Origin of the sequence: Serratia sp. SSNIH1, assembly GCF_002935055.1 — a bacterium.
In the GTDB taxonomy this organism is placed as follows: domain Bacteria; phylum Pseudomonadota; class Gammaproteobacteria; order Enterobacterales; family Enterobacteriaceae; genus Serratia; species Serratia nevei.
Genome location: NZ_CP026383.1, coordinates 2048296 through 2063610, shown reverse-complemented (window position 1 = coordinate 2063610; position 15315 = coordinate 2048296). Strand labels below are relative to the sequence as shown.

Here is a 15315-nt window from a genome sequence, read left to right as displayed (position 1 = left end):
ATACCCCACCAGTAACGTGAACCGATCAATTTGCATCCGGACGGCCTGCAATAGTTCACTTTTCGTTAAAAACCCTATTAACAAAAAGGCATTATCGCTGCCTATCGGCTCACGCCGGGCGATCGGCTTCATTATTTTCCAGGGTAACTCCCGCTAAATTCTTTCACCTGCAATGAGTAGAATTTACACACAAGAGATTTAATTCAATGAGAAAATTACTCGTCCTGATTTTCAGTCTCAGCCTGTTTAGCGTTACGCAGCAGGCAGCGGCTGAAGAGAAGAATAAAACCGTCGACGTGGTGTTGATCGGCGGTGGCATCATGAGCGCGACCTTGGGTACCTATCTGCATGAGCTGGAGCCGACCTGGACCATCGACATGTACGAGCGCATGAACGGCGTGGCGGAAGAAAGCTCCAACGGCTGGAACAACGCCGGTACCGGCCACTCCGCCTTCAGCGAAATGAACTACACGCCGGAAAAAGCCGATGGCACCATCGACATCAGCAAGGCGGTGAAGGTCAACGAGTCTTTCGAAATCTCCCGCCAGTTCTGGTCTTATCAGGTGAAGAACGCTGTCCTGAAAGATCCGAAATCCTTCATTAACAGCGTGCCACACATGAGCTTCGTGTGGGGTGACGACAACGTCAACTTCCTGCGTAAACGCTACGCGGCGCTGCAGCACAGCACCCTGTTCCGCGGCATGGAATACTCCGAAGATCCTGCGCAAATCAAACAGTGGGCGCCGCTGGTGATGAACGGCCGCGATCCGGCACAGAAAATCGCCGCGACCCGCATGCCGCTGGGTACCGACGTTAACTTCGGCGTGATCACCCACCAGCTGGTTGACGCACTGAGCACCAGCGACAAGTTCAAGCTGAACCTGAGCCACGAAGTGCGCGACATCAAGCGCAACGCCGACCAGACCTGGAGCGTGACCGTTGCCGATCTGAACCGCGACGGTAAAGAAACCACCGTTAACGCCAAGTTCGTGTTCATCGGCGCCGGCGGCGCGTCCCTGACCCTGCTGCAAAAATCCGGCATCCCAGAAGCCGACGGCTACGGCGGCTTCCCGGTCGGCGGCCAGTTCCTGGTCACCACCAACCCGGCGATCGCCAACCAGCACCTGGCCAAAGTGTATGGCCTGGCCAGCGTAGGTTCGCCGCCGATGTCCGTGCCGCACCTGGATACCCGCATGCTGGACGGCAAGCGCGTGCTGCTGTTCGGGCCGTTCGCCACCTTCTCCAGTAAGTTCCTGAAGAACGGTTCGCTGTTCGATCTGATGCACTCGCTGAGCACCTCGAACCTGATGCCGATGACTCACGTTGGTCTGGATAACTTCGATCTGGTGAAATACCTGGTCGGCCAACTGATGATGAACGACGACGATCGCTTCGCCGCGCTGAAAGAGTACTTCCCGGACGCCAAGCAGGAAGACTGGAAACTGTGGACCGCAGGCCAGCGCGTACAGATCATCAAGAAAGACGCAGATAAAGGCGGCGTGCTGCAGTTCGGCACCGAAGTCGTCAGCTCTGAAGACGGCAGCATCGCCGCTCTGCTGGGCGCTTCACCGGGCGCTTCCACCGCTGCGCCAATCATGCTGCACCTGATGGAAACCGTGTTCAAAGACAAAGTGGCGACGCCGGAATGGCAGAGCAAGCTGAAAGAGATCATCCCGTCCTACGGCCACAAGCTGAACGGCGATATCGAGATGACCAACAAGATCCGCAGCTACACCAGCAGCGTACTGGGTCTGAACTACATTGAAGTGAAGCCGGAAACTAACTGATTTTCCACTCATTTCCTGCTGAAAAGGCCGCTTTATGCGGCCTTTCTTTTATCCCCCTGCCGTTCAAAGAGCATTTTTGGCCACCTTTTTACCCCCGGTTTACCCTTGCGTAACGGCGTACTCACGCCTATTATCAAAGCATATTCTTGGATAATTAAGCTAAGTCACTGTGACCTGAATGTCGTTTTTGCGGGAGAACTAAAACCATGGATCGCGTCAATATCATTCACGATTTACTAGACTGGATTGAAACTCATCTGGACCAGCCGCTGCTGCTGGATAACGTCGCCGCCAAGTCGGGCTACTCCAAATGGCACCTGCAGCGCATGTTCCGCAGCACCACCGGCCACGCGCTCGGCAGCTATATCCGCGAGAGGCGTCTTTCGCAGGCGGCGCAGGCGCTGCGTTCCAGCCCACGCCCGATCCTGGATATCGCCCTGCAATACCATTTCGACTCTCAGCCTTCGTTCTCACGCGCCTTCAAGAAACAGTTTGGCAAAACCCCGGCGGTCTATCGCCGCACCACCCGCTGGGACGTCTCGGAATGGCCGGCGCAGCCGGTAAAGGCGGAGGCCGAACCGCGCCACGATGGCCCTACGCTGCCTCGTTGGTATGCGGGCAAGCCGCCGGAAGGCGTCTGCACCAGCTGGATGGGGCTGCGTTAATCAGCACGGCATCAGGCACAAAAAAGGGTCAGTTCGCGAGAACTGACCCTTTTTTTATTGAAGCGACACCGGATTATTTGAAGGTGACGTCGACGTTGGCGGTGGCGTTGAACACCCCGGTCTTCGGCGTATTGGTCAACCACTTCAGGTTCGCGATAAAGGTCTCTTTCACCTCGTTCTGCTTATCCTGCAGCACGCCGCCGAAATCCACGTTGGTTTGCAGTGGGATCGGTTTTTTATTGGTATCACGCTGCTGAGTCAGGAAGATCGCTACGCCCGGCTTGGTGGTCGGCAGGATCTGCGTGTTGTCTGACGGATCGGCGTTGGTGCTGCTGAAACTGGCCTGCAAAGACTGGCCGGCACATTCGCCGCCGCTCAGGCTGGCCTTGATATCAAACGGCACCTGCTTGGCGATAGTGCCGGTTTTGGCGCTGGAAGTCGTCAGCACGCCGAAATCAACGCTGGCGCCGTTGTTGGCCAACACGGTGATCTGCGGGTTGCACTGGATCACGCGGATCTTGTCCAGCCCCTTGATATAGGCGTTAAAGTTGCTGTCTTTGGTGGCGTTCAGGCCACCCACGCCGTCAATCTGGAACAGCGACGCGCGCGCCAGCGGCGGGAAATTACCCGCCGGCGGCTTCACCCCGGTAGCCTTGATATACACAGAATAGGTGGCGGTCACCGCCTGAGGATCGGCTTTCCTACTGTTACGGCCCGGTTTGGTACCCGGCCCCAAATTTGGACCGGTCGGTGTTTTGCCGCTTTGCAGCAGGTTGACCGAATCATAGTCGATGCCATTAATAGACACCCCAATAGACAACGACTTATCCAGCGCCCCGAACGAGTTTTGCGGGTTCCAGTAAATGTAGGCGTTTTCCCCCTGCGGGTATTTATCGGTATCCCAGCAGGTAAAGGTGGAGGTAAAGTTCTGCGAACGCCAAATCAGGTTGCCCGCCACAAAGTCGCTGACGGCCAGCACGATCGGGCGGCCGACGTCGATATCCTGCGTCACGCTGCCAACCGGCTCTTTTGAACCCGTCGAGTTGCCGAAGCGGCACTGCATCGCCGACGCCTGTTGCGCCATCGCCAACCCCGCCAGCCCCACCACCGACAGAAGTGTGTTACGTGCTAATTTGCTCAAGTTCATGGTATACCTTACAGTTTTTGGCATTGCAGGGTCAGTTCCTGATATCCCATGGCCACTTGTTTGTCGCCCACGTTCGCCGGGATCGGCAGTACACATTGCTGATCGGCTTTCGGGCCCCATTTGATCGTCAGTTTCTCACCCGCTTGCACGCCGGAAACATAGGTCGCGCCGTTCAGGCCCACGGTGCCGCTGTTGCGGCCGGACTCGTTGAACACGCCGGCACCGATGGCCGGATAACCGTTATCACCCAGACGAGCGTGAATCAGCAGGCTGACGCCCTTGAAGGTATCGAAGCTCACCTTCACCACCGATTTCTCGGTCGGTACCACTTGTTTACTGGCCACCGGCACATCCAGGCCCGGGCCGAAGTCTTCGGTACGCAGCGCGACATAGTTGTAGCGGTAAGCGGTAGCCGACGGCACCACTGCATAACCGAAGCGGTCGATGGTCACGCCCGGCTGGTTTTCCAGACGCACGCCTTTGGCATCTTTCGCTTCCACCAGCAAGATGGTGTTCTGCAACGGCTGCGTCAGGGTCGCGCCGCCGGAGTGCACCAGCAGGCCACCGGAGAGGCCCAGCCCTTGCTGTCGGTATTTCGAGCTATAGGCATAACTACCGTCGATGTTACCGATGCTGCTGCTGTAGCCCAGGTTCAGGTTGCTGCTCTGACCGGAGGACTGCGTATGCCCGGTGGAGACCGAGTAGTTCATGCGACGGTCGTCCAGCATGGTGCCGCTGATACCGGTCGAGTAGCTGTCGCCGCTCTGCTTGCTGTGCGCCGCGCTGAAGTTGGCTGTGGTCGAGTTGTTGTTCTGTCCCCAATCCAGCGGGATCGACATCGTGAAGTTCACGCTGCGATCGGAATAACCGTACTGGCCGCGCGTATCCTGCAGATAAACGCCGTAGGAAATGCGCTTGAAGCCATCGTTGTAGCCCAGCTGAATCGTGCGATCGTTGCCGGACACGCCCCAGTAGTTCTGGTGGCTCACGTTGGCGTACAGGCTGGCGCCCGCCCACAGCTGCTGGCTGAGCGACAGCTCGACGCGTTCGCGTTTGTTGCCGTAGCGCGCAGTGTATCGGGTACGTTTCTGGTTGTTGCTCCAGGAAGGCTGGCCCGGCTGCAGATCGTTCGGATCCCAGTAATCGTTGGCATAAAAGCCGTTGCGCCAGCGGTTGCGCTCCTGGACCGCATCGCTGAGATCATAATAACCGGAAGTCGCATAGCGATAGCCCGCCAACTGGAAGTTGGTGCCCATCTGGTTGAGCGACTTGGAGTACAGGAAACGGAAGCTCTGCCCCTGTTTGCGATCGCCGTTCGCCAGCTCGGTATCGGAGATCGAACCGTCCACGGAGATGGCCCCCCACGATCCCAGGCTCTTACCGATACCCACGGCGGCGGAACGGTAGTGTTCGGCGATGATGGCACCGCCGAACGGCGTCAGGCCATAGTTCATGCCGTATGCCGCGGTGCCCTGGATCAGCTTCGGCTGATAGCCGTCGCCGCCGGTGTGGTATTTACCGGCGGTCAGCTGGAAGTTCCAAATGCCTTCTCGCAGCATGTTGGCCACGGAAGAGTAGGCGACGCTGAACGTTTTATGCGAACCGTCGGCCTCGTTCACGGTGACCTGCAGGTCACCGTTGTTGGTATGCGGATAGACGTCGTGGATCTCGAAAGGACCCGGCGCGACGTTGGTGCTGTAGATGACGTAACCGTTCTGGCGAATTTCGACGCGGGCGTTGGTTGCCGCCACGCCGCGCACCACCGGCGCATAACCGCGCAGGCTGTCCGGCAGCATGTCGTCAACGCTGGAGAGTTGCACCCCGCGGAACTGGAAGCTGTTGAACACGCTGTTGTTGGTGCTCGCCTGCCCCATCACCAAACGGCTGCGCCATGGCACGATGTCGGTCTCGGCCCAGGAAGAGACGTTAGTCCAGCTGCTGCTGCTGCCGCTCTGTTTGTCCCAGGTGGAGTTGTTGCGCAGGCGCCATCTGCCCAGGTTGAGGCCGCTGTTCAACGCGAGGAACATGTACTCGCTGTCGTCGGCATCATCTCGGCGATAGCTGTTCTTGTTGTAGTTGAAGTTATAGTTGGCGAACAGCGCGTTGATGCCTTCATCGTACATGCTTGGCGGGATCGCGCCGATAGCGCTCAGATCCATCATGGTCTGAGGCACGGAAATGTTGATCTGCTGCACCGCCGCGTCATAGCTGACGGTGGCGTCTTTAATCAACGCAGGCAGATCAACGCAGCTGCCGGCCTGCAGCGTTTCCGGCAGTTTGATGCCGTAGTTGCGCAGGTCTTCAACTTTCAGGCAGGGTTGAGACGCGGCCTGGCCTTTAGCCTGACGAAAAGTAACATCCTTATGATCGACCTGAGTCAGGTTGACGTAGATGTCGAATGGGTAAACGCCCGGTTGCAAAGCATCGCCCTGGGCGACCGCTTCCGCGTTGCTCAGGTTTTCATCGCCGTGAATAAACGACATGTTAAACTCTGCCAGCGCCGCTTCACTCCATAACATCGGCGCACTGGCGGCAATGATTGCAATTCGGATCAGCTGTGTCAGCCGCGTCGTTCCGCCTGCTACTTTTCGTTGATTTGCCATTCCCTGTCTCTCTTATTGTACTGGAACGTCCTTGACTTCCGTTCTACCGCCAAAATCGTTGATATAACTGAAAGCAATCTTGTTGCCGACGCTGACGCCCGCCGGGATGTTGATCGATAAGCGATCTTTCGGGTTCACCATATTGGCGTCCACATCCACGGTCTTACCCGCGCTGTTTTTCAAATGCAGCGCCCCAAAGGTGATATGCAGCGGACCATCGTTAATCACTTGCAGACGTGAACCTTCACGCTGCCAACGCAAGTTTTGTACTTGCTCGTCCAGCGTCGTTTTCAACGCCACCGGCCGGTAAAAAAGTTTGATTCGGGTACGCACCGCAACCTGAAGCACGTTTTCCTGCTTCGGTGCCGGTGGAATTTCCTGCACGTTAATCCACAGCAGAGTTTCTTTATCCTGAGGTAAACCCGTACCGGAATAGATAAAGCGCAGAACTGCAGTTTTAGCGGCGTCCAATTTCAGAATCGGTGGAACGACAACGACAGGCAGATTTTTCGGCACTTGATTTCTGTCACCGGTGTCCAGCCAGGTCTGCACCATATAAGCTTCTGAAGCATCGTTATGGATTGGCAGCGAGGCGGATTTGTCATCGCCTTTATAAATCACGCGAGTGGCATCTACCTGGATACCGGCGTAGCTGTTAAAGGCGCCCAGCATCAGCAGAGCAGCAAAGAACTTTTTCATCGGTTTCCTCTACGGGCCATCCTTGGCCGTGTGTGTCCTGAAAGACGATTATTTGTATTCGATGGTGAACGGGCTGGTGGCGTTAGCCAGACCCGCGGTCACTGCAGCGAATGAACGGTAACGAGCCTGCAGGTTGAAGGTCGCTTTACCGTCAGCAGCGATGGTGACTTTCGCTACGTCGTCTTTGATGTTGGAACCGTCGCCGATAGCGAATGGCTTGCCGTTGTTGTCAGTGATTTCGATACCCACGCCGGTAGCTGCAGTGCCGGTGCCACCCACGTTGCTTACGGACAGCAGGTCTGGGTTGCCGGCAACGGTGTTACCGTCGAAGCGCAGGCTGTAATTGCCGGCATCACATTTTTCCAGAGAGATCTGGAAAGCTTTAGATGCAGATTTGTCACCCACGTTTTGGAAAGCAGAAGTTGGGTAAGTACCCAGGTAAACTTCTTTATTCTGAGTATCGCTAGTTACCTGGCAGGTAGACTGTTTGATTTCACCGGTGAATTTAACAGTGCCGCTTGCTGCCATTGCGTTGGAAGCAGTTGCAGACAATACCAGGGCAGCCAAAGGCAATAATACTTTTTTCATTTCCAGCTCCATAGAACAATAAAATAATCGATTCAGTGGCGGGCTTATATATATATTGCCGCCACTGAGCATACACTCAGCGATAGCACTCCCTTGCTGAAAAGGAGCGTTGCCTCGATGAACTCATTGCCGGACGAAATATAGACTAAGCATATTCTTAATGTTAAATCGTTTAAAACATTCATAAGGCCCCTCTTGATAGGAATAAACTATCGGCGGATACCTATCGATCGATGTTGACGATTCATATGAATAGGAATAATCTGTGTTTGGGAAAGCTGCAGAGTTCAAGATTTTGCATTAAGGCCTGAAAATCAGAATATTATCCCGAATATTTACATTTAGTAACAGATTGCGACGTTTGGACTTTGGCACGAATTACGCGTTAAATGGTCTGCCGATACGCTTCGGCCATCCTGACGTTTTAAATAAGAAATTTACCAATAAACCCGGAGTAACTTTCTTTTTAATCATTTAAAATCAACAAGTTAAATATCAATCCAAGGATTGGGAAATGAGCGGTTCTTTCAGAGAGAAAAATAACGGCATTAATTATGTTTTTCAGCCAATGTTCGCGAAATCGGGACAATTGCTGGCCGTTGAATGTCTGTCTCGCTTTACGTTTAATAGCGAATATGCCCATTTTTCTCCTGAACAGTTCTTTCGCCACGCCGACAGTGCCACTCGGATTGAGATTTTGATGGATCAGATCAATCTGATCGATAAATACAAACACTGGTTTCATGAAAACCAAGTGATAGCCACTTTGAATGTTGACGATTATTCCCTGCAATCGCTGGCGAATACTCACTTTGCCGAAAGAATTAACGCTATGCGCTGTATTCATTTCGAGATCAGCGAGAATTCAACCCGGCTGGTGAAAGATCGCGTGCACGGCGATCCGTCATTGAATAGTTATTCATTTTGGCTCGATGATTTTGGTTCTGGCTATGCGGGTTTTTCCGCGTTGTACAACAGCCAGTTCCGCTTCGTTAAGCTCGACCGTTTTCTGCTTTGGGACTTCATGAAAAAGTCCGGCGGTGAGGGCTTGATGCGCGCGTTACTGCGCTTCTTTTACCTTAATCATTACAAGGTAATTATCGAAGGAGTTGAAACTCCCGAACACAAGAAATGGCTGGACGAAATGCCATATTACGCACTGCAGGGAAAGCTGTGGAAGGAATCCAGCATCAAGGATTTGAACTCGCTTCTTACAGCTGAATACTTTTAACTCGGTATTGGTGTTTGCCCTATGTCTAAAAACAACGTTCTTGTGATTAGTGAGTGTAAGTACAGCTATGTTGGCCTGTCGGTGCTGCTGAAGAAACACTACGGCGCGTACGATATCCGCCTGTTTTCCGATTTCATGCACGGCGGCGCCAAAGCAGAGAAGATCACCAAGCACGATATCGCGCTGATTTTCACCTCGCAAAACCTCGAACAGAGCGTCAACGTGATCGAAAGCCTGGTGTCCCTGCACCAGCAGTACAACAGCAAAACGCGCCTTTTGGTGTTCTATGACGACGAGCGCGTGGTGAAACTGCTGTCGATCCTGGGGATTTCCGTCGAGTTGGTCTCCACCCGTATTCCGCTTTATTCGCTGCAGGAAAAAATCCAGCGGCTGCTGGAAAGCAAAGAACCGGGCGGCATCAGAGTGCAGAAAACCCGCGAGCTCAGCCCGGCGGAAAGTGACGTGATCTTCAATCTGCTGCGCGGCGACAGCCTGCTGCACATTGCGGAAAAGCGCGGTACGCACCCAAAAACCATCTTCTCGCAGAAATACAGCGCGATGAAAAAGCTGCGGCTGCGCAGCATGAGCACCATCTTCGTCGCCGGCAAATAACCTGCCCTGGCTTGTTGCGCGGTACGCCGCGCGGCAACCGGCCCTCCCCCGCCCAGTTAAATTAATGTAACAACCGGCGACAAAGCAGCAACAGACACACAACATCCTCTCCTGTTGGCTACGATTTGCACACGGATTATCCGTGAGTCATGTCGTGTAGATTAAAATAAACATCAGGAGATGTTATGAAGTCGTCCTTATTCAGCCGCTACACCTGCTTTGTGCTGAGCATCTTGCTTACCCTGGTTTTCTTAATCATGATGCGCAACCATCCGTGGTTCTGGCTGCCGGCCCTGGCCTGCGGTGGCTTGATGGTGCTGGGTATCTACGATCTCACGCAACAGCGCCACGCCATCTGCCGCAACTACCCGATCATCGGCCGCCTGCGCTTCTTCTTCGAATTCATCCGTCCGGAACTGCGCCAGTATTTCCTCGAGCAGGATAATGAAGAGATCCCGTTTTCGCGTACCCAGCGCACGCTGGTGTATCGCCGGGCGAAAAACGAGATGGGCGACAAGCCGTTCGGCACCCTGCTGGATGTCTACCAAACCGGCTATGAGTGCATCGGCCACTCCATGCGGCCGGTGGAAGCCGCCGACCCGACCAGTTTCCGCATCACCATCGGCGGCGCCGACTGCCGCCAGCCCTACTCCGCGTCGATCTTTAACATTTCGGCTATGAGCTTCGGCGCGCTCTCCGCCAATGCCATCCGCGCGCTCAACCTCGGTGCGGCCAAGGGCAATTTCTACCACGACACCGGTGAGGGCAGCATCAGCCGCTATCACCGGGAAAACAACGGCGATCTGGTGTGGGAGCTGGGCAGCGGCTATTTCGGCTGCCGCTCCGCCGACGGCCATTTCGACCCGCGGCGCTTTGCCGAACAGGCGCAAAGCCCGCAGGTGAAAATGATTGAAATCAAGCTCAGCCAGGGCGCCAAACCCGGCCACGGCGGCATTCTGCCGGCGAAGAAGGTGGATGCGGAAATCGCCGCCACCCGCGGCGTGCCGGAAGGGGTCGATTGCATCTCGCCGGCCTCGCACAGCGCCTTCACCACTCCGCTGGAAATGATGCATTTCATCCAGCAGCTGCGCGAGCTGTCAGGCGGCAAGCCGGTCGGTTTCAAGCTGTGCATCGGCCACCCGTGGGAGTTCGTCGCCATCGTCAAGGCGATGCTGCACACCCGCATCCTGCCGGATTTCATCGTGGTGGACGGCAAGGAAGGCGGCACCGGCGCCGCGCCGCTCGAACTCTCCAACTACATGGGCATGCCGCTGCGCGAAGGGCTGCTGTTCGTGCATAACACGCTGGTAGGCTGCGGCCTGCGCGACCAGATCAAGATAGGCGCCAGCGGCAAGATCATCAGCGCCTTCGACATCGCCAGCGTGCTGGTGCTCGGCGCCGACTGGGTGAACTCGGCGCGCGGCTTTATGTTCGCCGTCGGCTGCATCCAGTCGCAAAGCTGCCATACCAACCACTGCCCGACCGGCGTGGCGACGCAAGATCCGCTGCGGCAAAAGGCGCTGGTGGTGCCGAACAAGGCGGAACGCGTCTACCACTTCCACCAAAATACGGTGAAAGCGCTGGCGGACATGCTGGCGGCGGCCGGCGTCAGCCGCCCGGAGCAGCTGACCTCGCACCATATGCTGCGCCGCATCACGCCGACCGAGATCAAGGTGTACGCCGATATCTATTACTACCTGGAGCCGGGCGCGCTGCTGCAGCCGGAGATCAAAAGCGAGTTCTATGCCCGCATGTGGCGTATGGCGACGCCCACCAGTTTCGATCAGGCGATCTCGCTGCCGGCGGCATGATGGGATAAGGAATAAAAGGGAGTTGCCCCCTCGCCTTGGGGAAGAGCATATGGAGAGGGGTTGCTTGCTACGGCGGCCCTCCCCCTCAACGGCGAGAGGGCGTATCGGTTACAGCTTGCGCACCGGCGCATCGCCGGCGACGTAATAGTCGGCGGTGCTGCGCGGCAGCGGCGCGCGCTGGCGAATGCGATCGGCTAACTTCTCGGCGATCATGATGGTCGTGGCGTTCAGGTTGCCGGTGATGATCAGCGGCATGATCGACGCATCCACCACCCGCAATCCTTCCATGCCGTGCACCCGGCCCTGACCATCGACCACCGCCATCTCATCCTCGCCCATCTTGCACGAGCAGGACGGGTGGAAGGCGGTTTCGGCGTGCTCGCGCACGAAAGCGTCCAGCTGCTCGTCCGTCTGCACCTCCGGCCCCGGGCTTATCTCGCGGCCGCGGTACTCGTCCAGCGCCGGCTGCGCCATGATCTCGCGCGTGATGCGAATAGCATCGCGGAATTCCTGCCAGTCCTGCTCGGTCGCCATGTAGTTGAACAGAATGCTCGGGTGCTGGCGCGGATCTTTCGATTTCACCTGTACCCGGCCGCGGCTCGGCGAACGCATCGAGCCGACGTGCGCCTGGAAGCCGTGCTCCTTCACCGCGTTGCTGCCGTTGTAGTTAATCGCCACCGGCAGGAAGTGATACTGAATATTCGGCCAGGCGAACTCTGCGCGGCTGCGGATGAAACCGCCGGCCTCGAACTGGTTGCTGGCGCCGATGCCGGTGCCGTTGAACAGCCATTCCGCGCCGATCTTCGGCTGGTTGAACCATTGCAGCGCCGGGTACAGCGACACCGGTTTCTTACAGGCATACTGCAGGTACATCTCCAGGTGATCCTGCAGGTTTTCCCCGACGCCCGGCAGATCGTGCACCACGTTGATATCCAGACTTTTCAGCAGCGCCGCCGGGCCGACGCCCGAACGCTGCAGGATCTGTGGCGAGGCGATGGCACCGGCGCACAGCAACACTTCGCGCCGCGCTTTGGCGTGGGTCAGCTGATTGCTGTCGCCCTGCAAATAGTTGACGCCCACCGCACGCTTGCCGTCGAACACGATATGGTCGGTCAGCGCATGGGTGACGATTTTCAGGTTCGGCCGCGAACGTGCCTGATCCAGATAACCGCGGGCGGTGCTGGCGCGGCGCCCTTTCGGCGTCACGGTGCGATCCATCGGGCCGAAGCCTTCTTGCTGGTAGCCGTTCAGATCGTCGGTGCGCGGGTAACCCGCCTGCACGCCGGCTTCCACCATGGCGTGGAACAGTTCGTTGTTGCCGGCTTTCGGCGTGGTGACGCTCACCGGGCCCTCGCCGCCGTGGTAATCGTTCGGGCCGATATCGCGCGTTTCCGCCTTGCGGAAATACGGCAGGCAGTCCAGGTAGGTCCAGTCTTCCAGACCCGGCGCCTTGGCCCAGTTATCGAAGTCCATCGCGTTGCCGCGAATGTAACACATACCGTTGATCAGGGACGAACCGCCCAGCCCTTTGCCGCGGCCGCATTCCATCCGGCGATTGTTCATGTGCGGCTCAGGATCGGTCTCATACGCCCAGTTATAGCGGCGGCCCTGCAGCGGAAACGCCAGCGCGGCCGGCATCTGGGTACGGAAATCCATCCGGTAATCCGGGCCGCCGGCTTCCAGCAGCAGGACGCTGACATCGGCGTCCTCGGTCAATCGGGTGGCTAACACGTTGCCGGCGGAACCGGCACCGATAATGATGTAGTCAAATTCCATTCATTATCTCCTTACTTTATAGAGGCCTGGTCAGGCAAAGACGCGAAGCGCGGCTCGGCAACAGGCTGTGTATTTTGGCTCTCTAGAGATTGTCGGCCGCAGCCAACGCGGCTGCGGCTCGAAAGACGGCGGGAAGATCAGAATACCGAGGCGTATTCGCCCAGCTCAACCTGCACCGATTTGATCTGGGTGTAGTGTTCCAGCGTCGTCAGGCCGTTCTCGCGGCCAACGCCGGACTGCTTGTAGCCGCCGACCGGCATTTCCGCCGCCGACTCGCCCCAGGTGTTGATCCAGCAAATGCCGGCTTCCAGCTGGTGGATCACGCGGTGCGCGCGAGCCAGATCGTTGGTCACCACGCCCGCAGCCAGACCGAAGGTGGTGTCATTGGCGCGGCGCACCACTTCCTCTTCGCTCTGATAGCTGAGAATGCTCATCACCGGCCCGAAGATCTCCTCGCGCACGATTTCCATGTCGTCGCGGCAGTCGCTGAATACCGTCGGCGCCACATAAGCGCCCTTGCCGAATTCGCCGTGGGTAACGCGTTCGCCGCCGCACAGCAGGCGCGCGCCGCTGTTCTTGCCGCTCTCGATAAAGCGCAGCACCGACTCCATGTGCGCGAAGCTGACCAGCGGCCCGAAGTTGGTCTGCGGATCGGTCGGATCGCCGAGGCGAATGCGCTTCACGCGCTCGAGGATTTTCGCCTCAAACTGCGCCTGCAGCGCCGCCGGCACGAAGACGCGGGTGCCGTTGGTGCATACCTGGCCGGAGCTGTAGAAGTTGGCCATCATGGCGATATCGGCGGCGCGATCCAGATCGGCGTCGTCGAAAATAATCAGCGGAGACTTGCCGCCCAGTTCCATGGTGACGTCCTTCAGCGTCGACCCCGACGCGTTGGCCATCACCTTCTTGCCGGTTTTCACCCCGCCGGTGAAAGAGACTTTGGCGATGCCCGGATGGTCGGTCAGGTACTGCCCCACTTCCGCGCCGCTGCCGGTCACCACGTTGAATACGCCGTCCGGCAGGCCGGCTTCGGTGTAAATTTCCGCCAGCTTCAGCGCCGTCAGCGACGTGACTTCGCTCGGTTTGAAGATCATCGCGTTACCCGCCGCCAGCGCCGGCGCGGACTTCCACAGCGCGATTTGAATCGGGTAGTTCCAGGCGCCGATGCCGGCCACCACGCCCAGCGGTTCGCGGCGGGTGTAGACGAAGGAGGTTTCGCGCAGCGGGATCTGTTCGCCTTCAATGGCCGGGATCAGGCCGGCGTAATACTCCAGCACGTCGGCGCCGGTGACGATGTCCACCGCGGTGGTTTCCGACATCGCTTTGCCGGTATCCAGCGTTTCCAGCGCCGCCAGCTCATCGTTGCGCTCGCGCAGAATATCCACCGCGCGACGCAGGATGCGTGAACGCGCCATCGCCGTCATCGCCGCCCACACCTTCTGCCCGCTGGCCGCGCTGGCCACCGCACGATCGACGTCTTCAGCGCCGGCGGACTGGACTTCAGCCAGAACTTCGCCGTTCGCCGGGTTAATGGCGTTGAAGGTTTTTCCAGCGGTGCTGTCTACATAGGCGCCATGAATATAGAGCTTCTGCAAGCCAAAACGGGACATAGGATCTCCTTGGGTTATCCTCCGGGCGGCGTCTGCCCCCGGAGTTGGAACGTGATGTATTCGGTCGTGAGCGCCAGCGCCTGCGACTGATTGAACGCCGAGCCGCGCAGCGCGCTGCGCAACCACAGTCCGTCGATCAGCGCCGCCAGCCCCTTGGCCGCCAACCGCGCCTGCGGCTGCGGCATGACGCGGCGAAACTCGGCGCACAGGTTGGAATAGAGCCGGCGGCCGTTCACCTGCTGCAGCCGGTTGAGCTGCGGTTGGTGCAGACTGCTGGCCCAAAAGGCCAGCCAGGTCTTCATCGCCGCGCTGTTAATCTGGCTGTCGTCGAAGTTGCCGGCGACGATCGCCTGCAGCCGCGCCGCCGGGCTGTTATCGGTCAGCGCCTGCAAGCGCAGCTTCACCGCCTCGCCCAGATGGCTGATCAGATAGCGCATCGTGGCTTCCAGCAGGCCGTTCTTGTCCTTGAAATAATGGCTGATGATGCCGTTGGAAACGCCGGCCCGCCGCGCGATCTGCGCGATGGTGGCGTCATGCATTCCCACTTCGTTTACCGCGGCGAGCGTGGCATCAATCAACTGCTGCCTTCTGATTGGCTGCATTCCTACCTTTGGCATATTTCGACTCTCACAAAACCGACTTCGGCCTTATCTCAGCGGGCAAATTTCACTGCCGTTTCGCCCGTGATTCAGGTCATCATGAGGACTATTAAACTTTTTTTTGATTGAACGTTCAATAAAAATTGCATATATTTTATTGCCGCCTGGTTAAAAATTTGTACTATCT

General features: G+C 57.4%; 12 protein-coding genes. 5 read left to right on the top strand and 7 right to left on the bottom strand.

Features of this window, described 5'->3' with window-relative positions; translation table 11 throughout:
* The first annotated feature begins 206 nt into the window (after nucleotides 1-206).
* Both C3F38_RS09985 and C3F38_RS09980 read left to right on the top strand, forming a co-directional pair.
* Complete coding sequence (locus C3F38_RS09985) at nucleotides 207-1787, top strand: malate:quinone oxidoreductase (protein ID WP_038880911.1); 1581 nt, start codon at nucleotides 207-209, stop codon at nucleotides 1785-1787.
* A gap of 206 nt (nucleotides 1788-1993) precedes the next feature.
* Nucleotides 1994-2452: a helix-turn-helix domain-containing protein gene (locus C3F38_RS09980; RefSeq protein WP_055316060.1), complete on the top strand. Its 459-nt coding sequence runs from the start codon at nucleotides 1994-1996 to the stop codon at nucleotides 2450-2452.
* A 73-nt stretch (nucleotides 2453-2525) separates the two neighbouring features.
* Here the strand turns inward: C3F38_RS09980 and C3F38_RS09975 are convergent, their stop codons facing one another.
* Genes C3F38_RS09975 through C3F38_RS09960 form a run of 4 tightly spaced genes read right to left on the bottom strand, consistent with a single transcriptional unit; the run spans nucleotide 2526 to nucleotide 7489 of the window.
* A complete protein-coding gene (locus tag C3F38_RS09975) occupies nucleotides 2526-3593 on the bottom strand; it encodes a fimbrial protein (protein WP_369916651.1) in 1068 nt (355 codons plus the stop codon).
* Nucleotides 3594-3607: 14 nt separating this feature from the next.
* The gene (locus tag C3F38_RS09970) at nucleotides 3608-6202 is read right to left on the bottom strand and encodes a fimbria/pilus outer membrane usher protein (protein WP_055316058.1); all 2595 of its coding nucleotides are present in this window, start codon (nucleotides 6200-6202) and stop codon (nucleotides 3608-3610) included.
* A 12-nt stretch (nucleotides 6203-6214) separates the two neighbouring features.
* Nucleotides 6215-6901 carry a molecular chaperone gene (locus C3F38_RS09965; RefSeq protein WP_038880905.1) on the bottom strand — a complete coding sequence of 229 codons (687 nt, stop codon included), beginning with the start codon at nucleotides 6899-6901 and terminating at the stop codon, nucleotides 6215-6217.
* Nucleotides 6902-6949: 48 nt separating this feature from the next.
* Nucleotides 6950-7489 carry a fimbrial protein gene (locus tag C3F38_RS09960; RefSeq protein WP_038880902.1) on the bottom strand — a complete coding sequence of 180 codons (540 nt, stop codon included), beginning with the start codon at nucleotides 7487-7489 and terminating at the stop codon, nucleotides 6950-6952.
* 514 nt (nucleotides 7490-8003) lie between these two features.
* On the opposite strand from C3F38_RS09960, the gene C3F38_RS09955 reads away from it, so the two are divergent.
* From C3F38_RS09955 to C3F38_RS09945, 3 genes are all read left to right on the top strand, one after another.
* Nucleotides 8004-8720, top strand: a complete 717-nt coding sequence (locus tag C3F38_RS09955) for an EAL domain-containing protein (protein ID WP_033637688.1) — start codon at nucleotides 8004-8006, stop codon at nucleotides 8718-8720.
* A 21-nt stretch (nucleotides 8721-8741) separates the two neighbouring features.
* On the top strand, nucleotides 8742-9332 hold the full coding sequence (locus tag C3F38_RS09950; protein ID WP_004939094.1) for a LuxR family transcriptional regulator: 591 nt from the start codon (nucleotides 8742-8744) through the stop codon (nucleotides 9330-9332).
* 185 nt (nucleotides 9333-9517) lie between these two features.
* The gene (locus C3F38_RS09945; RefSeq protein WP_038880901.1) at nucleotides 9518-11143 is read left to right on the top strand and encodes an FMN-binding glutamate synthase family protein; all 1626 of its coding nucleotides are present in this window, start codon (nucleotides 9518-9520) and stop codon (nucleotides 11141-11143) included.
* 108 nt (nucleotides 11144-11251) lie between these two features.
* Here C3F38_RS09945 and betA read toward each other — a convergent pair whose 3' ends face one another.
* The 3 genes from betA to betI form a co-directional block, all read right to left on the bottom strand.
* Complete coding sequence (gene betA / locus C3F38_RS09940) at nucleotides 11252-12919, bottom strand: choline dehydrogenase (protein WP_038880900.1); 1668 nt, start codon at nucleotides 12917-12919, stop codon at nucleotides 11252-11254.
* A gap of 137 nt (nucleotides 12920-13056) precedes the next feature.
* Entirely contained in the window at nucleotides 13057-14529 is a 1473-nt protein-coding gene (gene betB / locus C3F38_RS09935) for a betaine-aldehyde dehydrogenase (RefSeq protein ID WP_038880899.1), read from the bottom strand.
* A 14-nt stretch (nucleotides 14530-14543) separates the two neighbouring features.
* On the bottom strand, nucleotides 14544-15146 hold the full coding sequence (gene betI / locus C3F38_RS09930; protein WP_038880897.1) for a transcriptional regulator BetI: 603 nt from the start codon (nucleotides 15144-15146) through the stop codon (nucleotides 14544-14546).
* Between the last annotated feature and the right edge of the window lie 169 nt (nucleotides 15147-15315).

Bases quoted from the DNA above. Each gene is read 5' to 3' on its own strand.
- C3F38_RS09985 (WP_038880911.1), top strand. From the start codon at position 207: ATGAGAAAATTACTCGTCCTGATTTTCAGTCTCAGCCTGTTTAGCGTT.
- C3F38_RS09980 (WP_055316060.1), top strand. From the start codon at position 1,994: ATGGATCGCGTCAATATCATTCACGATTTACTAGACTGGATTGAAACT.
- C3F38_RS09970 (WP_055316058.1), bottom strand. From the start codon at position 6,202: ATGGCAAATCAACGAAAAGTAGCAGGCGGAACGACGCGGCTGACACAG.
- C3F38_RS09965 (WP_038880905.1), bottom strand. From the start codon at position 6,901: ATGAAAAAGTTCTTTGCTGCTCTGCTGATGCTGGGCGCCTTTAACAGC.
- C3F38_RS09960 (WP_038880902.1), bottom strand. From the start codon at position 7,489: ATGAAAAAAGTATTATTGCCTTTGGCTGCCCTGGTATTGTCTGCAACT.
- C3F38_RS09955 (WP_033637688.1), top strand. From the start codon at position 8,004: ATGAGCGGTTCTTTCAGAGAGAAAAATAACGGCATTAATTATGTTTTT.
- C3F38_RS09950 (WP_004939094.1), top strand. From the start codon at position 8,742: ATGTCTAAAAACAACGTTCTTGTGATTAGTGAGTGTAAGTACAGCTAT.
- C3F38_RS09945 (WP_038880901.1), top strand. From the start codon at position 9,518: ATGAAGTCGTCCTTATTCAGCCGCTACACCTGCTTTGTGCTGAGCATC.
- betA (WP_038880900.1), bottom strand. From the start codon at position 12,919: ATGGAATTTGACTACATCATTATCGGTGCCGGTTCCGCCGGCAACGTG.
- betB (WP_038880899.1), bottom strand. From the start codon at position 14,529: ATGTCCCGTTTTGGCTTGCAGAAGCTCTATATTCATGGCGCCTATGTA.
- betI (WP_038880897.1), bottom strand. From the start codon at position 15,146: ATGCCAAAGGTAGGAATGCAGCCAATCAGAAGGCAGCAGTTGATTGAT.